This is a genomic window from Streptomyces sp. 8K308 (genome assembly GCF_004348315.1).
Classification (GTDB): Bacteria; Actinomycetota; Actinomycetes; order Streptomycetales; family Streptomycetaceae; genus Streptomyces.
The window spans coordinates 1-20,290 of sequence record NZ_SMKC01000104.1 but is presented as its reverse complement, the minus strand read 5'-3'; the positions used below and the strand labels follow the sequence as shown (position 1 = coordinate 20,290).

Here is a 20,290-nt window from a genome sequence, read left to right as displayed (position 1 = left end):
GGCGGGCTCCTGGTCGGACGGCGCCGGGGGCGGGGTGTGGTGCGGCATGGGCTCCTTCGTGGATCGAGAAGGGGAGCGGATACGTGGTTCGAGAAGGGGCGCGGACAGCGAGGAGGAAGGACGGAACGGAGGCGGACGAGGCGTGACGGGTGAGGGAGAAGGGACGGGACGCGGCGGCCGGAAGAGCCTTCCAGCGTACGGCGGGCGACCCCGACACCGGCGGCCGCCGGCGCGGGGCGTGGCACGCGTGCGCGACGGCGCGGGGGCGCGGGGGGCGCGTGGCGCGCGGGACGGTACGCCGGGACGCCGCCACCGACCGGTACCGCGCCGATGCCCTCGTCCACTCGCTGTCCCCCGATGCCTCCGGGACCTTATTCCAGGTCACCGAGGTGCGAACAGGGGGCGGCCCGGACACTGGCCGGAAGTAGCCACCCCGTGTTACCAAGAGCCATGCCCGCCCTCGCCTCGTACGACGCCGTCATCGTCGGCGGCGGTCACAACGGTCTGGTGGCCGCCGCCTATCTCGCCCGCGCCGGCCGCCGGGTGCTGGTGCTCGAACGACTCGACCACCCGGGCGGCGCTGCGGTCTCCGCCCCGCCCTTCCCCGGGGTGGCGGCGCGGCTGTCGCGCTACGCCTACCTGGTCAGCCTGCTGCCCGAGCGGATCGTGGCTGACCTCGGGCTCCGACTCACCCTGCGCAAGCGGGCGTTCTCCTCGTACACCCCGGTGGTGCGCGACGGCCGCCCCACCGGGCTGCTGGTGGGCGGCGGCGAGTCACGGACGCGCGCCGCGTTCGCCCGCCTGACCGGCTCCGACCGGGAGTACGAGGCGTGGCTGCGCTTCTCCGACATGACCCGCCGGCTGGCCGTCCGGGTGTTCCCCACGCTGACCGAGCCGCTGCCGCGCCGCGCCGGACTGCGGGCCAGGATCGCCGACGACGCGGCCTGGCGGGCGGTCTTCGAGCGGCCGATCGGCGAGGTGGTGGAGGCGACGTTCCAGGACGACCTGGTGCGGGGCGTCGTCCTGACCGACGCGCTGATCGGCACGTTCAGCCACGCCCACGACCCGTCGCTGCGCCAGAACCGCTGCTTCCTCTACCACGTGATCGGCCAGGGCACCGGCGACTGGGACGTGCCGGTGGGCGGCATGGGCGCCGTGACCGACGCGCTGGCCGACGCCGCGCACGCGGCCGGCGCGGAGATCGTCACCGGGCACGAGGTGACCGCGATCGCCACCGACGGACTCACGGCCGAGGTCGGCTACCGCACGGACGTCGCGACCGGTGTGGTGGGCGCCGACGCCGTGCTGGTCAACGCCTCGCCACGGGAGCTCGCCCAGCTGCTCGGCGAGCCCGCCCCGGTCGGCGCCGGGAGCCGGCCAGGTCCTGAGCCGGTGGAGGGGGCGCAGTTCAAGGTGAACATGCTGCTGCGGCGGCTGCCCGCGCTGCGCGATCCCGCCGCCGATCCCCGGGAGGCCCTGGCCGGGACGTTCCACGTCGCCGAGGGATACGAGCAGTTGGAGACCGCCTACCGGCAGGCGGCGGCGGGTGAGCTCCCCGCCGCGCCGCCGAGCGAGATCTACTGCCACTCGCTCACCGATCCGTCGATCCTCTCCCCCGAGCTGGCCGCGCTCGGCTACCAGACGTTGACCCTGTTCGGGCTGCACACGCCGGCCCGGCTCTTCGCCGAGGACAACGCCGGGGCGCGGGACCGGCTGCTCACGGCGACGCTCGGGACGTTGAACGGTCTGCTGGCGGAGCCGATCGAGGACTGCCTGGCCGTGGACGCCACGGGCCGGCCCTGCGTGGAGGCGAAGACCCCGCTCGACCTGGAGGCCGAACTCGGCCTGCCGGGCGGCCACATCTTCCATGGCGACCTGGCCTTCCCCTTCGCCGAGGACGACGAGGAGACCACGACCCCGGCGGCCCGCTGGGGGGTGGCGACCGGCCACGCCAACGTCCTGCTGTGCGGTTCGGGCGCGGTGCGCGGCGGTGGGGTGAGCGGCGTCCCCGGGCACAACGCCGCGATGGCGGTGCTCGGGGGTTAGGACCTGCCCCCCGGACCCTCGTGGGTCCGCGGCAGTTCCGAAACTTTCGAGTCCGCGCCGGATAGACAACCTTTTCTATCGCAGGGACCACCATGATGCGGCATCACCCCCCACAGAGACGAGGACCCCCATGCAGGGCACGCACCGCTCGGAGAAACCGAGCCGCAGGAACGTGCTACGGGCCGCCGCGCTGGGTACCGGGGCACTCGCGGTCTCGGGGCTCGCGACCACCACGTCGTCGGGCGCGGTCACCGGCCGCGCCGCCGCGGCGGACCCGCCGGTCAGGCCCCTGGCCTTCAGCCACCCTGGGATGCTGCACACCCAGGCGGCCTTCGACCGGATGGCCAGCCGGGTGGCCGCCGGCACCCAGCCGTGGATCAGCGGTTGGAACCGGCTGACCGCCAACGGGCACTCGGCGAGCACCTGGACGGCCCGCCCCACCGCGACCATCATCCGCGGTGGCGAAGGACAGAACTATCCGCAGCTCTACAACGACATCCACGCCGCCTACCAGAACGCCCTGCGCTGGAAGATCAGCGGCGCCTCGGCGCACGGCGACAAGGCGCGCGACATCCTCAACGCCTGGTCGGGCACGCTGACCACGGTGACCGGCAACGCCGACCGCTTCCTGGCCGCCGGGATATACGGCTACCAGTTCGCCAACGTCGCCGAGATCATGCGGGGTTACCCGGGCTTCGACCTGGCACGCTTCCAGCGGATGATGCTCAACGTCTTCTATCCGCTCAACGACAACTTCCTGGTCAACCACAACGACGCCTGCATCACCAACTACTGGGCGAACTGGGACCTGTGCAACATGGCCTCGATCATGGCGATCGGGATCCTGACGGACAACCAGTCCATGTTCGACCGAATCGTGAACTACTTCCACAACGGCGCTGGCAACGGCTCGCTCCCGCACGCGGTGCCGTTCGTGCACAGCGCCGGTCTCGCGCAGTGGCAGGAGAGCGGCCGCGACCAGGCGCACAGCATCATGGGCATCGGGCTGATGGGCACCATCTGCGAGATGGCCTGGAACCAGGGCGTCGACCTCTATGGCGCGGACAACAACCGTTTTCTCAAGGCGGCCGAGTACGTGGCCCGCTACAACCTGGGCTACGACGACCTGCCGTTCACCACCTACCGGTGGGGATCGGGGCAGAACTGCGCCCAGCAGCAGCAGACCGTCATCGGCAGCGGCGGCCGGGGCCAGGTCCGCCCGGTCTGGGAACGCGTCTACCACCACTACTGGGCCCGCCGTGGGCTCAACACCCCGAACCTGTCGGAGATGGCCAGGTCGCACAGCCCGGAGGGCGGGGGCGGCGACTACGGCACCACCAGCGGTGGCTTCGACGAGCTCGGCTTCGGAACGCTGACCTACGTGTTGCGGTGAGGCCGAGGTGAGTTCGCCCGCCCCCGCGGCGCCGCAGGGGCGGGCGGCGCGGTCGAGTCGCGGACCACGACATGGGTGCCGAGCAGCGCGTGCTGCTCGGCGGACGAGGTCTCGCCCTCGCGTAGTCCGAGGGCCAACCGCACGGCGGTCCTGCCGAGTTCGGCGTAGGGCACGTGCACGGTGGTGAGCCTCGGGCGCAGGTCGGTCGCCAGGTCGATGTCGTCGTAGCCGACGAGCGAGACGTCGCCCGGCACGTTGAGCCCGGCGTCGGTCAACGCCGCCAGGGCGCCGGCCGCGACGGCGTCGGTGACCGCGAACACGGCGGTGAAGTCGCGCCCGGCGGCGAGCCGCCGCCGTAGGTTCTCGTAGGCGTCTGCCCGGTTGAAGTCCGCCTCCTGGACCAGGCCAGGCTCGCTGGGCGCGTCGAAGTCCGCCAGGGCCCGCCGGTATCCGGCGAGTCGCCCGGCCGAGGTGGTGGTGCCCGCGCGATCGGCGCCGAGGAAGAGGATCCTGCGGTGTCCCTGGGCGAGCAGCCGGCTCACCACCGCGTAGGCGCCGCCCTCGTTGTCGTACTCGACGACGGTCGCCGGGACTCCCTCGCCGAGCGGCGGTCGCCCGCACAGCACCAGGCGGGATCCCGAGGCGTCCAGCGAGTGGGCGATGGCCGTCATCTGCTCGCGGTACGCCGCGTCGTCCACCACCCCGCCGATGAGGATCACGGCGCCGGCGCCTTGTTCCCGCATGGTGCGCACCACGGAGAGCTCGCGGTCCGGGTCGCCCTGGGTGGTGCAGATCAGGCAGATCCTGCCCCGCCGCGCCGCCTCCTCCTCGACGCCGTGCGCGACCTGGGCGAAGGAGGCGCCACGCACGTCGTTGAGCACGAAGGCGACGGTGGGGGTGCCGCGGCCGCGCAGCGCGCGGGCGTGGGTGTTGGCGACGTAGTCGAGCTCGCGGATGGCGCGCAGCACGCGCTGCCTGGTGCGCTGCGCGACGGGGTAGTTGTCGGCGAGCACCCGGGAGACCGTCGCCATCGAGACCCCGGCCCGCTCCGCCACGTCCCGGAGGGTCGCCGGCCCCCCGTCGCCACTGGTCATGGCAGCGCTCCGCGGTCGCCGTCGCTCGTCATCCCGCGCAGTCTAGCCGGAGCGGCGGACGGCGCGGACGGCTCCCGATCGCGCGCGGACAGCCGCCGGTTCAGTCTTCGCCGCCGGCCTCCCACCGGAACAGATAGGACATGACGAACGCGAGCAGGCCCGCGACGCCGGCGGTGGTCGTCATGGCCTTGCCCAGGCCGTCGACGACCCCGGAGACCAGGCCGGCGTCACGGCCGGCCACCCCTATCGCCTGGCACAGGACCACGACCGTGCCGAGCAGGAGGCAGGCGACCAGGGCGGTCTTGAACAGGGGCATGGTGACGCGCTGGGCGACGGTGCGGGCGTCGCGGACGTCGGAGGTGTCGGTGGTCATGTCGTTCCCTTCCGGGAGGAGTGGGGCGAGTGGCTAGACGAACAGCGGCAGGGCGCCGGTGGCGACGAGGACCCCGATCGCGAGGATCGGCAGCACGAACCAGAGGATGAGCCGGAGGAAGGTCCGGGAGGGGTCCACGCCGGCGATGCCGCTGGCTATGTAGATCGGCGCGGCGCCGGGCGGCGAGGCGCCCTCGGTGGAGGCGAAGATCAGGACCGCGGTCGCGGCCGTGGCGGGCGAGGCACCGGCTGCGGTGAGCGCGCTGAAGGCGACGCCGCCGACCGCGGCGATGGTCGCCGTTCCGGTCAGGGGCGCGGCGATGACGACGATGAGCACGCCGACCAGCGCCGCCACCGCCCACAGGGGCGCGTCCAGCCGGTTCATGATGTCGGTCAGCTGGTCGACGAGCCCCAGCTCGCCGAGGCTTCCGGCGGCGGCGAACGCGAACAGCAGGGTGGCACCGATGACGGCGTAGCGGGGAGCCACCTCGCCGAGCATGGTGCCGTACTCGGCGGCCGTTCGCGGCAGCCGCCGCCAGGCCACCAGCAGGGTGGCGAGCAGCGTCAGCACGGGGATCCACACGACGACGCTGATGGCGTCGGCGGCGGAGCCGACCCGCGATTCGAGGAACTCCACGCCCACGTCGAGCGCCATCAGCACCGGGATCGCGATGCCCAGGCAGACGAGCTTCGAGGCGCAGCCCTCCCGCAGCGCGACGCGGAACGGGGCGATGTCGGACTGGCGCACGGCCTCGACGCCGTACCTACGCACCCAGACGAAGACCACGACGAACCGGTAGAGCACGGTCCACAGGCCGCCGACGAAGCTGGCGACGAACAGTTCGTCGGCGGTGAGCACCGGGGACACGGCGGCGGAGCCGAGCAGCAGGAACATGGACGAGCTCGGCGGGATGGAGATCCCGAGGCCCGCGTTGCCGGCGACGAGTGAAGCCGCCAGGTCGGGCCGCCAGTTGGTCCTGATCATCCAGGGGATGGTTACCGAGCCCACGGAGGCGGCGATCCCGGAGCCCGAACCCGCCGGGCCGCCGAGCAGCGCCGCCGTCGAGGTCGACACGTAGGCGGAGCCGCCTCGCAGCCGGCCGAACACCGAGTTGAGCAGGGTGACCTGCCGGTCGATGATGCCGAGCCTGGTGAGGAGGTACCCCATGAAGACGAACGCGAGGGCGGCGAAGACGACCTCCTCGGAGAACGCCTCGTCGAGGCCGGCCACCGCGAGGTTCGGCGCGTCGGTGCCGCCGAAGAGACAGACACCGAGGAAGCCGACGAGCATGGCCTCGCCGATGTTGCGTCTGAGGACGGCGCTCCAGACGACGATGATGGCTATGTAGGCGATGAGTGCCCACTGCGCCCACGACGAGCTCCTTCGGTCGTACCGGCGTTTCACATTTCGGGTGTTGACTGACCCGGTGCCATCGCCGGACGGGGGTGGGTCGGGGCGGTACTGGACACCGGTGGCCCGCGGTGCGCTGTCAGGAGGTCCGGTCCGCCAGCGCGAGGATTCCGCGAGCCTTGGTGACGATGGGGGCGTCGACGAAGCGGCCGTCCGGGAGGGCGAGCGCTCCGACGCCGTCGAGCCCGGCCCGGTCGGCGGCGTCGACGACTTCCCGGGCGCGGCCGATCTCCTCGGGAGTGGGCCGGAAGGCGGCGCGGATGGCGGGGATCTGCCGAGGGTGGATGGCAGTGCGGCCGAGCATCCCGAGGCCGCGCCCGTGGGCGCAGGAGGCGATCAGGCCCTCCTCGTCCCGGACGTCGGGGAAGACGGACATCGGCACCGGTCCGAGACCGGCCGCCGCGGCGGCGAGCACCACCCGCAGCCGCAACTGGTCGAAGGCGGACTCGAGGCCGATGGAGAGCGCGGCCGCCAGGTCCTGCTCGCCCAGCGCCAGGCCGGCGACGCGCGGGTGCGCGGCGATGGCCTCGACGTTGGCCAGGCCGCGGGCCGACTCGATCAGCGCGTGGGCGGCCGTCGGCCGGTCGCCGAACGCCTCGTCGACCACGGCGAGATCGTCCGCCGAGTCGATCTTGGGCAACCGCAGGGCGTCGAGTCCGGGCGCGTCAGCGAGCGCCCTGAGGTCCTCGCGGCCCCGCCGGGTCGCGAGGTCGTTCACCCGGACGTGCAGGGCAGGTCCGGTGCGGGCGCCCCGCTCGGCGAGATGGCGCACGGCGTTGTCCCGCGCCTCGTCCTTCCGGGCCGCGTCGACCGCGTCCTCCAGGTCGATGATCACGACGTCGGCGCCGCTCGCCACGGCCTTGGCGAAGCGTTCCGGACGGTCACCAGGGACGTAGAGCCAGGTGATCGGCGTGCTCATGCGATCACTCCCCGCCCGCGCAGCGTGGCGATCTCGTCCGGGGTGTAGGCGAGCGCGGTGAGGATCTCGTCGGTGTGCCGCCCCAACGGCGGCCCGGGCCAACGGACCTCGCCCGGCGTCTCGGACAGGCGGAACATCACGTTCTGCACCGTCACGCTGCCCAGCTCCTCGTCGGGCAGCTCGACGAAGGTGCCGAGCGCCTCGTACTGCGGGTCCTTGGCGATGTCGGACACGTCGTAGACGGGGGCGATCGCCGCCTGCGCCCCGGTGAAGGCGGCGATCACCTCGTCGGCGTCCCGCTCGGCGATCCACGAACCGACGGCCTCGTCGAGCTCCTCGACGTGCCGCACCCGGCCGTGGCCGGTGGCGAACCAGGGCTCCTCCGTGAGCTCCGGCCGGCCGACGAGACGCATCACGCGCTCCGCGACCGGCTGGGCCGAGGTGGAGATCGCCACCCAACGGCCGTCCCGCGTGCGGTAGGTGTTGCGCGGGGCGTTGCTGCTCGACCGGTTGCCGGTCCGCCGGGGTATCAGCCCGAGGGCGCGGTAGGCCGTCATCTGCGGGCCGAGTATGCCGAGGATCGGCTCGATGATAGCCATGTCGATCACCTGGCCGCGCCCCGTGGACTCGCGGGCCCGCAGCGCCACCATGATCGCGTAGGCCATCGCGAGCCCGGCGATGCCGTCGGCCATCGCGAGGGGCGGCAGCACCGGCGGCCCTTCGGGCTCGCCGGTGCTCGCCGCGAAGCCGCTCATCGCCTCGGCCAGCGTGCCGAATCCGGGCTGGCCCGCCATCGGGCCGAACTGCCCGAAGCCGGTCATCCTGGCGACGATCAGCCGGGGGTTGGCCTGCCGCAACTCCTCGGGCCCCAGGTTCCACCGCTCCAGCGTGCCCGGCCTGAAGTTCTCCACCAGGACGTCGGAGTCCTCGACCAGCCGGCGCAGGATCCGCTGGCCCTCGGGCGCCGAGAGGTCGACGGCGGCCGTGCGCTTGTTGCGGGACAGCGTCTTCCACCACAGGCCGACCCCTTCGACGACGGCCCCGTGGCCCCGGGAGGGGTCGCCCCGCCTGGGGTGCTCGATCTTGATCACGTCGGCGCCGAAGTCCCCGAGCATCATCGCGGCCGTCGGGCCCGCGAAGAGGGTGGCGGTGTCGATGACCTTCACGTCGGCGAGGTTCGTCATGGCGCTGCAACTTATAAGATGCACAGTACAAGTCAAGAGGGCCGAGTGGGATCCGCCCTTCCGGCGAGGCTCACGCGAGATACTTCACGGCCGGGGGCAAACGAATGTGAGGGGGCAGTGATGCGGTCACCCGGGCCGGCCGAGGGCCACCGCCAGCCGATGAGCAAGGCCGACTACGTCTACGAGGTCCTACGCGACGACATCCGCAACGCCCGCGTCCCCGGCGGCACCCAACTCAAAGCCGCCCACCTCGCCGAACGCCTCGGCGTCTCCATCACCCCGGTCCGCGAAGCACTCCGCCGCCTCGAAAAAGACCGCCTCGTCAGCTACCAAAGCCACCGCGGCGCCACCGTCATCGACCTCACCGACGCCGCACTCCTGGAGTTCTACCAAGTACGCGCCGTCATCGAAGGCCTCGGCGCCCGCCTCGCCGCCACCCGCATCACACCCCAACAACTCACCCAGCTACGCCAACTCCACGACCACATGGTCGCCGACGCCACCGCGGGACACCTCACCCAACTCGGCGAACAAAGCCGCCAACTCCACCTCACCATCGCCGACATCGGCGGCCCCGCCTTCCTCGGCCAACACGCCCACGCCATCCGCGACAGCTACCCCGTCCCCACCAACGCCTCCCTCTGGCTCAACCCCCAACTAGCCCACACCCACCTCACCGAACACCAACGACTCCTCGACGCCCTCCAAGCCCAAGACCCCGACACCGCAGAACGCATCATGATCCACCACATCCAAGCCAGCGCCGCACACCGCCTACGCGGCCACACCGCGGCTCGGTGACGGCTGCCGGCCGGTGCCGGCGGCCAGTCGCGGGAGGTCTCGTCGACCGGTGCTCGCGGCTCGACGTCCGGCTCGGCCGGGACCGTCGCCGCTCGGGCCGACATGGAGGCGGGTGCGCGGGGAGGACCTCGCTCACTCCCCGCGCACCCGCGGCTCTGTGGTGACGGCCGGCTACCTGAGCCAGCGGTGGCGCTCGACGATCGGCAGCCGGGCCCAGGCGCCGCCCAGCCCCCAGACCCGCCCGGCCGAGCAGGCCGCCAGGACCACCATGACGACGGCGTAGACGACGTGCTGGTCGACCAGGGGGTTCGGCGACATGCTGGGCGCGCCGTCCGAGAGGTGACGGGCCGGCGGGAACTGGCTGAGCCAGAGGAAGAACATCATCAGGGAACCGGCGACGGCGGTGACCCGCAGCCCGACGCCGGCCACGAGCGAGGCGCCGACGCCGGACAGGCCCGCCATGTAGAGCCAGTCCACCCAGACGTCGCCGGCCCAGGACTGGAAGGTCGTCTCAAGGGGCCCGACCGAGACGCCGGCGAGATAGCCGCCCGCCGGGGAGCCGCCACTGGTCCAGGAGTTCTCCGCCGGGGTGGCGTAGCCCCAGCCGAACGTCTTGTCGAGGAAGGCCCACAGGAAGATCGCGCCGATGGCGACGCGCAGCAGGGCAAGCGCCCTGGCTGCTCCGGTGGTTAACGGTGGTCCGGTCTCCGCCCGCCGGACCGCGCGCTTCGGGGCTCCCGTGCGATGGGACTGCTGAACGGCCATCCTGTCTGCTCCTCGTGTGGGGGCCGCGCGCCGCCCCGATCGCCTCGGCGCGCGCCGGCCGGGGCGACCTGGCCGCGGCCCTGCTCGGCCTGATCGTCGGGGTTGCGAGAACCGCCGCCGGGTGGTGACCGCCTCACACCCAGGTGGGTGATCGGCGGCCGACCTGGGAGCGCTCCCACCCGGCGGCGGCAGCCCATATGGTCCGGCGTCGCCATGCACTCGTCAATAGCTGCGCCGTACCTGTTTCTTTCCAACGAGAGGTGAACGGTTCGTCACCTCATGCGCCGCACCCGTCCCGGGTGACGTCGGTTCCCGTCGGCGACGTCACCCGGGACGGAATCCGCCTCGGGCCGCTCGTCCCGGCAGCCTGGAGGCGGGCGGCACCCGCTGCCCACCGGACACCCCCTCCCGCAGGGGGCCCGGAGCGGCTGACACCACGGCGGGAAGCGGGGGTTCGCGGCCGGCGGGCGGGCGGCGGCGGCACGGATCGCGCCGCCGCCCACTCACAGATCCACTCCCCGGCTTCGCCGGTTGAAGGCGCTCAGCCTGTTGGCTTCTCGGGTCCAGTTCCTGAGGAGCGGACGGCGATCCTCGCCGCGCGAGGCGTGCCGCGGCGGAGGCGACTCCGCGGCCGGCTCTGTCCCGTGCCCAGCGGGTGGCTCACCGGCGGGCGGCGGCGGACCGCCGAGCCAGGAGCGGCGAGGCACGGCCGGAATGCCCTTGGGGGGTGGCATGTGTGCGGCCCTTCTCGATCCTTGGTCATCGGTACGAGAATCCCGCCGGGTGAGTGGGCGTTCCACAGCGAGTGGGAGCGCTCCCACCCAGTCGGTAATGCCCCTCATAGTGGAAGCAGTCGACGGTCGCGTCAACACTTGGCGCGTTCCTTTTTTCAAGCGAGTACCGGCGCGGGGCCGCCGCCGGGGCCGGCTGCCCGCAAACGGTGAAGAAGCGCGCCGCGCGGGCGGCCCGTCGGCGGCGCCCGGCGGCCCGCCGGCTTCGGCCGCTGAACGGATGGCCGCCGGCACACCACGGCACCGCCGCCGCACCGGCGGGTGAGGCCGCGGTGCCGCTATCCCGCGGGCCGCGGTCGCGCGTTGCGCATCCTGATCCCGCTGAAGCCCAGGCTGCTGCCGACGACCGCGTTCCAGAACCCCCACAGGGTGTCAAGTACGCGTAGCTGGATTCCGGCGGTCCGGTGGAGGGCGAGCAGGTCGCCCACCGGTTCCGGCGGACCCAGTGGTTCAACGTTTTCCATCGCCACCATGGCGTGCGCCACCGGCTCGCCGATCGGCCGGAAGGGCGCCGCGGGAAGCCGGTAGGCGTACAGCTCGACCGTCATCATCCGGGCCAGCCAGTCGTACTCGACCGCGTGCACGCGGTCGCCGCCACCGGGGCCGAGGACCAGGTCCCGGTCGGCTCGGGTGGTGGTGGGCACGACCCAGGCCATCGCCCGCGGACAGTCACGCGGGAACCAGTAGTCCGGGGCGCGCGCCGCGTCGACCGCCCAGACGTAGGGCTCGGCCTGCCGGGCGGTGGCCGCCACGTGCGGGCTGAAGAGGGTGATGGTCGGGTCTTCTGAGAAGTGCAGGACTTCGTCGGGGCCAGGGCGCATGCACGGTTTCTACCGGTAGGCGCCGCGCGTCGCACCCGGCTTTCCGGTGAGCCCGGCGTGCGCTCGGCGCGCCGTGCGACCGATCCCGTACGTACGTGCGAGGGTCGAAGAGACGCTCCTACTCCCCCACTTCGCCCGTGACCGCACGTCAGTCGCCATTTTCCGAGAGCTGACGCGATCCGCCCGACGCCGGGAAAACCCGTTGATTTTCGCCCGGCGGCTTCAGGACCCTTGCCAGGTTGCCCAGTTCCACCGCACCGACTCTGGGATGTCATGCAGATTCGTGATCTTCCACATTCCGACCCCGGCGACCCGGACGTACGCTCCGGTTTCCGCTTCCTGGTCTGGCTCTTCCGGCGCCAACTCGGCGGTCAGGCCAAGGCCATGGGCTGGGGCGTCCTGCACATGGCCGCCATCGCGATGCTGCCGATCTTCATGGGCATGGCCATCGAGGCCGTAGTGGACGAGTCGGGCCGCCGCCTGGTCACCGCGGGCCTCGTGATGCTGGTCATCACCCTGGTGATGACCAGCGCCGACACCATGCTGCACCGGACCGCGGTGACCAACTGGATCACGGCGGCCGCCCGGGTGCAGCAGTTGCTCGCCCGCCGGACCGCGGAGCTCGGCGGCGTGTTGACCCGCCGGGTGGCGGCCGGCGAGGTCGTCAAGGTCTCCACGGGTGACGTGGAGCGGATCGGCTGGTTCGTCGAGTCGTTCTCCCGGTTCGCCGCCGCTGTCGTGGTGACCCTGGGCGTGTGCGTCGGGCTCGTCGTCTACGAACCGCGGATCGGGCTGCTGGTGCTGGCCGGGATCGCGGCGGTATGCCTGAGCGTCTGGCCGCTGCTGCCGGCGGCGACCCGCCGCGCCGACCAGGAGCGCAGCAGGTCGGGGTGGGCGACGGAGCTGGCCTCCGACACGGTGGCGGGGCTGCGGGTGTTGCGCGGCATCGGCGGCGAGGAGCTGTTCCTCGACCGCTACCGCAGGGCCTCCCAGGAGGTGCGCCACGCGTCGGTGCGCAGCGCCAGGATGTGGTCGCTGATCGACGCTGTCCAGGTGGTGATGCCGGGGCTGCTGATGATCGCGGTGATCTGGCAGGGGGTCGGCCTGGCCCGTGAGGGGCGGCTCGGCGCCGGCGAGCTCGTCACCATCTACGCGGCGGTGAGCTTCCTGCTGTTCCCGCTGCGGCTGTTCCAGGAGGCCGCGATGGCCTTCACCTTCTCCCGGCCGTCGGCCAAGCGGGCCGTGCGGGTGCTCGCCCTGCGCCGGGAGGGAGAGGACGGGTCGGCGGTTCTGGCCGGGCCGCTCTCCGGCGATCTGTGGGACCCGGCGACCGGCCTCTTCGCCGCCCGGGGGCGACTGACCGCCGTGGTGTGCGGTGACCCGGACTTCGCCGAGCGGCTCGCGGCCCGGCTCGGCGGCCACCCGGCCAGGGCGGAGGGCGAGCCCTCGGCGCAGCTCGGCGGCACCCCCCTCGACGAGGTGCCCCTGGCGGCGGCACGGGAGGCGGTGCTGGTGCAGGACAAGGAACCGGTGCTCCTGTCCGGCACGCTGGGCGAGCTGTTGTCCGTGCCGGCGTCGGGCCGGGTGTCGGCCGAGGCCGCGTTGGGCGCGGCGCAGTGCCAGGACGTGCTGACGGCGCTCGCCCAGGCGGCCGCCGAGGGCGAGGGGGATCCGATGCGGGCCCGGGTCACGGAGCGCGGCCGGTCCCTTTCGGGCGGGCAGCGGCAGCGTCTCGCGCTGGCCAGGTCGCTGATCACCGACCCCGAGGTGCTGGTGCTCGACGAGCCGACGTCGGCGGTGGACACGCACACCGAGGCGAGGATCGCCGAAGGGCTCGGCGCGCTGCGCGCGGACCGGACCACCGTGGTGTTCACCTCGAGCCCGCTGCTGCTCGACCGCGCGGACGAGGTGGCGTTCGTGCACCACGGGAAGGTGTCGGTGGCCGGACCCCACCGCGAACTGCTGACCAGCACGGCCGAGTACCGGGCCGTGGTGACCCGGGAGCCCGACGGCCCTGAGGACGAGACCGCCGCCCGGAGCGCGGAGTCGACGGACGCCGCCCCCCTTTCCGACCTCGCCGAGGAGAACGCATGATCGGCGTCAAGCCGCCCGAATACGACCCCGCGTCCACCGAGCATGTGACGACGCTGCCGGTGGCCGGCCGGACGACCGTCCGCCGTTACGTCCGCGAGCTCTCGCGCCGGCATCGGCGGGCGTTCCTCGGGCTCGTGACGGTGAACTCGGTGGCGGTGCTCGCCTCGCTGGTCGGCCCCTATCTGCTGGGCGGCCTGATCCAGGACCTGGCCGACGGCGAGCGCGAGCCGCGGCTCGGGCAGACGATCGCGCTGTTCGCCGCGGCGCTGGTGGTGCAGGCGTTCTTCGTCCGCATGGTGCGGCTGCGGGGGGCGGTGCTCGGCGAACGGATGCTGGCGGACCTGCGGGAGGACTTCCTGGTGCGCTCGGTGGGGCTGCCTCCCGGGGTGCTCGAGCGGGCGGGCACGGGCGACCTGCTGGCCAGGATCAACACGGACGTCGACCGGCTGGCCAAGGCGATGCGGGAGGCCGTGCCGCAGATGGCGATCGCCGTGGTGTGGGCGGCGCTGCTGCTCGCGGCGATAGTGTTCACGGCGCCGGCGCTCGGGCTCAGCGTCGTGCTGGCGGTGCCGTTGCTGGTGTCGGTCTGCGTCTGGTACTTCCGCCGGGCGCCCGCTGGCTACCGCTCCGAGTCGGCGGGCTACGCGGCGGTGGCGGCGGCACTGGCCGAGACGGTGGACGCCGGGCGGACCATCGAGGCGCACCGCCTGGAGCGGGAGCGGATCGCGCTCTCTGACCGGCGGGTCAGGGAGTGGACCGCATGGGAGCGGTACACGCTGTGGCTGCGCTCGGTGCTGATTCCGACGATCAACGTCTACCACGCGATGATCCTGGCCGGGGTGCTGCTGATCGGCGGGTGGTTCACGCTGCAGGAATGGATGACGGTGGGGCAGCTGACCACGGGGGCGCTGCTGGCGCAGATGCTGATCGAGCCGGTGGGGATGATCCTGCGCTGGCTCGACGAGCTCCAGGTGGCGCAGGTGTCGCTGGCCCGTCTGGTGGGGGTCCGGGAGGTCGAGAACGACGGGGGCGACGCGTCGCTGGCGCCTGGGGGTCGTGAACTGGCGGCGGATCGGGTGCGGTTCGGCTACCTGGCCGGCTCCGACGTGTTGCACGGGGTGTCGCTCGGGGTGCCGCCCGGGACCCGGATGGCGCTGGTGGGTCCGTCGGGGGCGGGCAAGTCGACACTTGGTCGGCTGCTGGCCGGGATCTACACGCCGCGGGAAGGCGAGGTGACGCTGGGCGGGGCCAGACTGGCGGGGATGACCGCCGAGCGGGTGCGCGAGCAGGTGGCCCTGGTCAACCAGGAGCACCACGTGTTCGTGGGGCCGCTGCGCGACAACCTGCTGCTGGCCAGGACGGACGCGACGGACGCCGAGCTGTGGGCGGCGCTCGGGGCGGTGGACGCGGCGGAGTGGGTGCGGGCGCTGCCCGAGGGGCTCGACTCCCAGGTGGGTTCCGGCGGGCTGTCGGTCACTCCGGCTCAGGCCCAGCAGATAGCGCTGGCGAGGCTGGTGCTCGCGGACCCGCACACGCTGGTCCTCGACGAGGCGACCTCGCTGCTCGACCCACGGGCGGCCCGGCATCTGGAGCGCTCGCTGGCCCGGGTGTTGGAGGGGCGCACGGTGATCGCGATCGCCCACCGGTTGCACACGGCGCACGACGCGGACGTGATCGCGGTGGTGGAGGACGGTCGGATCACCGAGCTGGGGAGCCACGACGAGCTGGTGGCCGCCGGTGGGGCGTACGCCGCGCTGTGGCGCTCCTGGCACGGCTGAGGCGGCCGCCGTCGGGCGGCGGACGAGCCCGCCGCCCGGGGCACCCGGGGTCAGGCCGCCAGCACGACGGCTCCCACGCCGCTGGCGGCCCCTATCACCATGAAGACGGGCATCAGCACCTTGTTCTCCACCCAGGCGCCGGCCCGGAAGCGCATGAAGGTGGGGGTGCCCAGGGGGTACCAGCGCTTGCCTGCGATGGGCAGCGGCCAGAGCATCGGGCAGCCGGAGATGGTCACCGCGTCGCCGAGGGTGTGGACGATGGAGCCGATCACGATGGGCACCCCGAGCCACATGTAGGGCTCGTCGGCGAACAGCCAGTTGGCGCCGTTCCCCGGCTCGTCGAGCACGTCGGCGAGGATCCAGGCGCTGGTGGCGCCGAGCAGCCAGACCAGGACGTCGCTCGAGACCCGGGCCATCCGCCACAGCAGGCCCTCCACGGCGAGCACCGCGTGGACGAAGAGGGTGACCAGCACGGCCCAGCGCCCCCAGGCGATGGCGGCCAGGGAGAACCCGGTGCCGACCAGCACGGCCCAGATCCAGGTGTGGGTGAGCGTGCGGTGGCCGCCGGTGCGGCGCCGCTCCCCCTTCCCCCGGGTGGCGTTGTAGACGGACTCGGAGAGCTTGTCGATGGCGCCGGCAAGGATCTTGGAAACCGGCCCGAAGGCGCGGGATATGGTGGCCGACTTCGTGTCGAGGTCGGGGGCGAGGGCGGCGCCCGCGCAGATCAGGGTGCCCACCACGAGCACCGGCCAGGGCATGGGGTTGTCGGCGGCCGCGCAGGCGGCCCCGATGCCCAGCCAGGCCATCGCCCCCGACAGTGAGTGCGCCGGTCCCATCATGTCCGTTCCCCGCCCCTTCCGCAGCGTGCTCCCCGGCCCAACGTAGCGGTGTGGCGGCGTGGTTGCCGGGGTCTCGGCCTGATTGATCACTGCTGTCGGCGGGACAGCGTAGTGCCTCGTGATCTTCCAGGGAGCGGCCGGTTCCCCTTCGGGCGTCGGGTGCGGGCAGTATGGGACGGTGACCCTTATCGATCAGATGCCAGCGGACAGCGATCCCGATGCCCTCTTCGACGCGTTCTCGTCGTGGACCCGTGAACGGGGGATCACCCTGTACCCGGCGCAGGAGGAGGCGCTGATCGAGGTCGTGTCCGGGGCGAACGTCATCCTGTCCACGCCGACGGGCTCGGGCAAGTCCCTGGTGGCGGCCGGGGCCCACTTCGCGGCGCTGGCCAGGGACGAGGTGACGTTCTACACGGCGCCGATCAAGGCCCTGGTGTCCGAGAAGTTCTTCGACCTGTGCAAGATCTTCGGCACCGAGAACGTGGGGATGCTGACCGGGGACGCGTCGGTCAACGCCGACGCGCCGGTGATCTGCTGCACCGCCGAGGTGCTGGCCTCGATCGCGCTGCGGGACGGGGCGGAGGCCGACGTCGGCCAGGTGGTGATGGACGAGTTCCACTTCTACGCGGAGCCGGACCGGGGCTGGGCGTGGCAGATCCCGCTGCTTGAGCTGCCGCAGGCGCAGTTCGTCCTGATGTCCGCGACGCTGGGCGATGTGGCCCGATTCGAGGACGACCTGACGCGGCGCACAGGCCGGCCGACGGCGGTGGTGCGCTCGGCGACCCGCCCGGTGCCGCTGAGCTACGAGTACCGGACGACGGGGCTCACGGAGACCCTGACGGAGCTGCTCGAGACCCGGCAGGCGCCGGTGTACATCGTGCACTTCACGCAGGCTCAGGCGGTGGAGCGGGCGCAGGCGTTGATGAGCATCAACATGTGCACCCGGGCGGAGAAGGACGAGATCGCCGCGCTGATCGGGAACTTCAGGTTCACCACCAGGTTCGGCCGGAACCTGTCGCGCTACGTCCGGCACGGGATCGGGGTGCACCACGCGGGGATGTTGCCGAAGTACCGGCGGCTGGTGGAGAAGCTGGCCCAGGCCGGTCTGTTGAAGGTGATCTGCGGCACCGACACGTTGGGCGTCGGGGTCAACGTGCCGATCCGCACCGTGCTGTTCACGGCGCTCACCAAGTACGACGGCAGCCGGGTGCGGGTGTTGCGGGCCAGGGAGTTCCACCAGATCGCCGGGCGGGCCGGGCGGGCCGGCTTCGACACCGCGGGCTTCGTGGTGGCGCAGGCCCCGGACCACGTGGTGGAGAACGAGAAGGCGCTGGCGAAGGCGGGCGACGATCCCAAGAAGCGGCGCAAGGTGGTGCGCAAGAAGCCTCCCGAGGGTTTCGTGAACTGGGGCGAGAACACGTTCGAGCGACTGATCGCCGCCGAGCCCGAGCCGCTGACCTCGCGGTTCCGGGTCACGCACGCGATGCTGCTGTCCGTCATCGCACGCCCCGGTAACGCGTTCGAGGCGATGCGGCGGCTGCTCGAGGACAACCACGAGCCGCGCCGGCAGCAGTTGAGGCACATCAGGCGGGCGATCGCCATCTACCGCTCGCTGCTCGACGGCGGCATCGTGGAGCGCCTGGAGGCGCCGGACGCGCAGGGGCGCATCGTGCGGCTGACGGTGGATCTGCAGGCCGACTTCGCGCTCAACCAGCCGCTGTCGACGTTCGCGTTGGCCGCGTTCGAGTTGCTGGACCCGGAGTCCCCGTCCTACGCGCTGGACATGGTGTCGGTGGTGGAGTCGACCCTGGACGATCCCCGGCAGATCCTGGCGGCCCAGCAGAACAAGGCGCGCGGCGAGGCCGTGGCGGCCATGAAGGCCGACGGCGTCGAGTACGAGGAGCGGATGGAGCGGCTGGCGGACATCACCCATCCGCGGCCGCTCGACGAGCTGTTGTTCCACGCCTTCGGCCTGTACCGCAAGAGCCATCCGTGGGTGAGCGATCATCCGCTCTCCCCGAAGTCGGTCGTCAGGGACATGTACGAGAGGGCCATGACCTTCTCCGAGTTCGTGTCCTACTACGAGCTGGCGCGCACGGAGGGGATCGTGCTGCGCTACCTGGCCGGCGCCTACAAGGCGCTCGAGCACACCGTGCCCGACGACCTGAAGTCCGAGGACTTCCAGGACATCACCGCCTGGCTAGGCGAGATGGTCCGCCAGGTCGACTCCAGCCTGCTCGACGAATGGGAGCAGCTGGCTAACCCCGAGCTGGAGGACGCCGAGGAGGCGCGGGAGCGGGCGGACCAGGTGAAGCCGGTGACCGCCAACGCCCGGGCCTTCCGGGTGCTGGTGCGCAACGCGATGTTCCGCAGGGTGGAGCTGGCGGCCCTGGACCGGACGGAGGAGCTCGGCGAGTTGGACGCCGAGTCTGGCTGGGACGCCGACGCCTGGGCGGCCGCGTTGGACGGCTACTGGCAGGAGTACGACGAGCTGGGCACCGGACCGGAGGCCAGGGGCCCGCGGCTGCTGCGGATCGAGGAGCGTCCGGAGGACGGTCTCTGGCGGGTGCGGCAGACCTTCCACGATCCGGCCGGCGACCACGACTGGGGGATCTCGGCCGAGGTGGACCTGACGGCCTCGGACGCCGAGGGCCGGGCGGTGGTCAAGGTCCTGGACGTTGGCCAGCTCTGAGCCGGGGACCGGCCGCCGGCCGCGCCCTGGCCTCCCGCAGCGCCAGGTCGAGGCCGCGGACGTACCAGCGGGCCTCGTCCGGCTCGACGGCGGTCAGCAGTTCCTGGAACGCTCGCGGGCGGAAGCCGGGCGGCGGCGGGTCGGCGAGTGCCGGGCGGAGCCGCCGCAGCAGGGCCCGCTCGCGCGGCTCGGGCACCCGCCGGAGCAGCAGCGGCGGCTCGAGCACGGCGGCGAAGACGGCGGCCCGCCGCCAGGGGTCCCTGGTGCGGCGCACCAGCTCGGCGGTGCGCCTGGCGCGCCAGCGGCGGGGACGCCAGTCCTCGCCCTGGCGCAGGGCGCGGCGCAGCCCCTCCGGGATCGGGCCGCTGAGCAGCCGGGACTCCCGGTCGGCGAAGAGCCGCAGCTCGGTGGTCGGGTACCACCAGGTGACGATGTGCAGGGGGCTGATGCGGAACTCCGCAGGGCTGAAGCAGCCGCCCCTGGCCAGGCGGGCGAAGCGGGCCGAGCTGACGTCAAGCAGGGCCGCGCCCTCCGAGGCGCTGACGAGTCGGGGTCTTGGTGGTCGCGCCGCGGTCCCGGCGACCGGGCCGCGGTGGACCTCGGGTTGGGTCGGGTCGGTCAGGTGGGGCGGGGACGGGAACGTGGCCATCGGGGTCTCCTCGCAACGTGCAACTACTCTACGTAACCAGAGTAGACGCCCGATCCCCATGAGGCAACCCTGAGTATTGATCCACTCTCGGAGAGTGAACGATTCGGCACCTCGGCCGCCGGCTCAGAAATCCCTGGCCGCCAGGCCCATGTGCTCGCCGACCTTGTTCACCAGCAGGGTCATCTCGTACCCCACCTGCCCGATGTCGGCGTCGGCGCCCGCCAGCACGCACAGGCAGCTGCCGTCACCGGCGGCCGTCACGAAGAGCACGCCGTCGTCGAACTCGATCATCGTCTGCCGCACCCCGCCGCTTCCGAAGTGCTCCCCGACCCCCCTGGCGAGGCTGTGCAGCCCGGAGGAGACGGCGGCCAGATGCTCGGCGCTGCTCCGCTTCAGGCCTCGGCTGACCGAGGTGACCAGTCCGTCGCTGGACAGCAGCAGCACGTGCCGCACCCGTGGCAGGCGCTGCGCCAGGTCGTCCAACAGCCAGTCGAGCGTGGTGCTCAGTGCCATCCCCAGCTCCCCCTTCTCGTAAGGCGACTGCTGTGTCAGCCTTCCCCAGTACGAGGCCGTCGGCAACCATTCATGCCGTACCGCTATCCGGAAGGGACCGTACCGTTTCCTCTGGTCAGTCCCACCAC

General features: G+C 72.3%; 16 protein-coding genes. 6 read left to right on the top strand and 10 right to left on the bottom strand.

Annotation, left to right across the window (positions count from 1 at the left end; all coding sequences use genetic code 11):
• Window positions 1–450: 450 nt before the first annotated feature.
• The gene (locus tag E1265_RS16710; RefSeq protein WP_207931093.1) at window positions 451–2,046 is read left to right on the top strand and encodes an NAD(P)/FAD-dependent oxidoreductase; all 1,596 of its coding nucleotides are present in this window, start codon (window positions 451–453) and stop codon (window positions 2,044–2,046) included.
• 130 nt (window positions 2,047–2,176) lie between these two features.
• On the top strand, window positions 2,177–3,439 hold the full coding sequence (locus tag E1265_RS16705) for an alginate lyase family protein (RefSeq protein WP_132931106.1): 1,263 nt from the start codon (window positions 2,177–2,179) through the stop codon (window positions 3,437–3,439).
• Here the strand turns inward: E1265_RS16705 and E1265_RS16700 are convergent.
• The 5 genes from E1265_RS16700 to E1265_RS16680 form a co-directional block, all read right to left on the bottom strand.
• Window positions 3,424–4,533, bottom strand: a complete 1,110-nt coding sequence (locus tag E1265_RS16700) for a LacI family DNA-binding transcriptional regulator (RefSeq protein WP_132931105.1) — start codon at window positions 4,531–4,533, stop codon at window positions 3,424–3,426. The genes E1265_RS16705 and E1265_RS16700 overlap by 16 nt on opposite strands.
• A gap of 100 nt (window positions 4,534–4,633) precedes the next feature.
• On the bottom strand, window positions 4,634–4,906 hold the full coding sequence (locus E1265_RS16695; RefSeq protein WP_132931104.1) for a hypothetical protein: 273 nt from the start codon (window positions 4,904–4,906) through the stop codon (window positions 4,634–4,636).
• Window positions 4,907–4,939: 33 nt separating this feature from the next.
• Window positions 4,940–6,310, bottom strand: a complete 1,371-nt coding sequence (locus E1265_RS16690; RefSeq protein WP_132931103.1) for a TRAP transporter large permease subunit — start codon at window positions 6,308–6,310, stop codon at window positions 4,940–4,942.
• A gap of 85 nt (window positions 6,311–6,395) precedes the next feature.
• Window positions 6,396–7,235, bottom strand: a complete 840-nt coding sequence (locus E1265_RS16685; RefSeq protein WP_132931102.1) for a CoA ester lyase — start codon at window positions 7,233–7,235, stop codon at window positions 6,396–6,398.
• Window positions 7,232–8,419 carry a CoA transferase gene (locus E1265_RS16680; RefSeq protein ID WP_132931101.1) on the bottom strand — a complete coding sequence of 396 codons (1,188 nt, stop codon included), beginning with the start codon at window positions 8,417–8,419 and terminating at the stop codon, window positions 7,232–7,234. The genes E1265_RS16685 and E1265_RS16680 overlap by 4 nt, the downstream gene beginning before the upstream one ends.
• A 120-nt stretch (window positions 8,420–8,539) precedes the next feature.
• On the opposite strand from E1265_RS16680, the gene E1265_RS16675 reads away from it, so the two are divergent.
• The gene (locus E1265_RS16675) at window positions 8,540–9,220 is read left to right on the top strand and encodes a GntR family transcriptional regulator (protein ID WP_243740851.1); all 681 of its coding nucleotides are present in this window, start codon (window positions 8,540–8,542) and stop codon (window positions 9,218–9,220) included.
• A 171-nt stretch (window positions 9,221–9,391) separates the two neighbouring features.
• On the opposite strand, the gene E1265_RS16670 is transcribed toward E1265_RS16675, so the two are convergent.
• Both E1265_RS16670 and E1265_RS16665 read right to left on the bottom strand, forming a co-directional pair.
• Window positions 9,392–9,985: a hypothetical protein gene (locus E1265_RS16670; protein WP_132931100.1), complete on the bottom strand. Its 594-nt coding sequence runs from the start codon at window positions 9,983–9,985 to the stop codon at window positions 9,392–9,394.
• A 1,069-nt stretch (window positions 9,986–11,054) separates the two neighbouring features.
• Entirely contained in the window at window positions 11,055–11,597 is a 543-nt protein-coding gene (locus E1265_RS16665) for a DUF6886 family protein (protein ID WP_132931099.1), read from the bottom strand.
• A 273-nt stretch (window positions 11,598–11,870) separates the two neighbouring features.
• Between E1265_RS16665 and E1265_RS16660 the strand changes: the two genes are divergently transcribed.
• Both E1265_RS16660 and E1265_RS16655 read left to right on the top strand, forming a co-directional pair.
• Entirely contained in the window at window positions 11,871–13,691 is a 1,821-nt protein-coding gene (locus E1265_RS16660; RefSeq protein ID WP_132931098.1) for an ABC transporter ATP-binding protein, read from the top strand.
• Window positions 13,688–15,469 (top strand): ABC transporter ATP-binding protein, encoded by a 1,782-nt coding sequence (locus E1265_RS16655; protein WP_132931097.1) that lies wholly within the window; start codon window positions 13,688–13,690, stop codon window positions 15,467–15,469. The genes E1265_RS16660 and E1265_RS16655 overlap by 4 nt, the downstream gene beginning before the upstream one ends.
• A 50-nt stretch (window positions 15,470–15,519) precedes the next feature.
• On the opposite strand, the gene E1265_RS16650 is transcribed toward E1265_RS16655, so the two are convergent.
• Window positions 15,520–16,308, bottom strand: a complete 789-nt coding sequence (locus E1265_RS16650) for a metal-dependent hydrolase (protein WP_132931096.1) — start codon at window positions 16,306–16,308, stop codon at window positions 15,520–15,522.
• Window positions 16,309–16,486: 178 nt separating this feature from the next.
• Here E1265_RS16650 and E1265_RS16645 point away from each other — a divergent pair, with 178 nt between their 5' ends.
• Window positions 16,487–19,000, top strand: a complete 2,514-nt coding sequence (locus tag E1265_RS16645) for a DEAD/DEAH box helicase (RefSeq protein ID WP_132931095.1) — start codon at window positions 16,487–16,489, stop codon at window positions 18,998–19,000.
• Here the strand turns inward: E1265_RS16645 and E1265_RS16640 are convergent.
• Together E1265_RS16640 and E1265_RS16635 are read right to left on the bottom strand one after the other, a co-directional pair.
• On the bottom strand, window positions 18,972–19,649 hold the full coding sequence (locus E1265_RS16640; protein WP_132931094.1) for a DUF6397 family protein: 678 nt from the start codon (window positions 19,647–19,649) through the stop codon (window positions 18,972–18,974). The two genes, E1265_RS16645 and E1265_RS16640, sit on opposite strands and share 29 nt — an antisense overlap.
• A gap of 123 nt (window positions 19,650–19,772) precedes the next feature.
• On the bottom strand, window positions 19,773–20,162 hold the full coding sequence (locus E1265_RS16635) for a roadblock/LC7 domain-containing protein (RefSeq protein WP_132931093.1): 390 nt from the start codon (window positions 20,160–20,162) through the stop codon (window positions 19,773–19,775).
• Between the last annotated feature and the right edge of the window lie 128 nt (window positions 20,163–20,290).

Bases quoted from the DNA above. Each gene is read 5' to 3' on its own strand.
- E1265_RS16710 (WP_207931093.1), top strand. From the start codon at position 451: ATGCCCGCCCTCGCCTCGTACGACGCCGTCATCGTCGGCGGCGGTCAC.
- E1265_RS16705 (WP_132931106.1), top strand. From the start codon at position 2,177: ATGCAGGGCACGCACCGCTCGGAGAAACCGAGCCGCAGGAACGTGCTA.
- E1265_RS16700 (WP_132931105.1), bottom strand. From the start codon at position 4,533: ATGACCAGTGGCGACGGGGGGCCGGCGACCCTCCGGGACGTGGCGGAG.
- E1265_RS16695 (WP_132931104.1), bottom strand. From the start codon at position 4,906: ATGACCACCGACACCTCCGACGTCCGCGACGCCCGCACCGTCGCCCAG.
- E1265_RS16685 (WP_132931102.1), bottom strand. From the start codon at position 7,235: ATGAGCACGCCGATCACCTGGCTCTACGTCCCTGGTGACCGTCCGGAA.
- E1265_RS16680 (WP_132931101.1), bottom strand. From the start codon at position 8,419: ATGACGAACCTCGCCGACGTGAAGGTCATCGACACCGCCACCCTCTTC.
- E1265_RS16675 (WP_243740851.1), top strand. From the start codon at position 8,540: ATGCGGTCACCCGGGCCGGCCGAGGGCCACCGCCAGCCGATGAGCAAG.
- E1265_RS16670 (WP_132931100.1), bottom strand. From the start codon at position 9,985: ATGGCCGTTCAGCAGTCCCATCGCACGGGAGCCCCGAAGCGCGCGGTC.
- E1265_RS16665 (WP_132931099.1), bottom strand. From the start codon at position 11,597: ATGCGCCCTGGCCCCGACGAAGTCCTGCACTTCTCAGAAGACCCGACC.
- E1265_RS16660 (WP_132931098.1), top strand. From the start codon at position 11,871: ATGCAGATTCGTGATCTTCCACATTCCGACCCCGGCGACCCGGACGTA.
- E1265_RS16655 (WP_132931097.1), top strand. From the start codon at position 13,688: ATGATCGGCGTCAAGCCGCCCGAATACGACCCCGCGTCCACCGAGCAT.
- E1265_RS16650 (WP_132931096.1), bottom strand. From the start codon at position 16,308: ATGATGGGACCGGCGCACTCACTGTCGGGGGCGATGGCCTGGCTGGGC.
- E1265_RS16640 (WP_132931094.1), bottom strand. From the start codon at position 19,649: ATGGCCACGTTCCCGTCCCCGCCCCACCTGACCGACCCGACCCAACCC.
- E1265_RS16635 (WP_132931093.1), bottom strand. From the start codon at position 20,162: ATGGCACTGAGCACCACGCTCGACTGGCTGTTGGACGACCTGGCGCAG.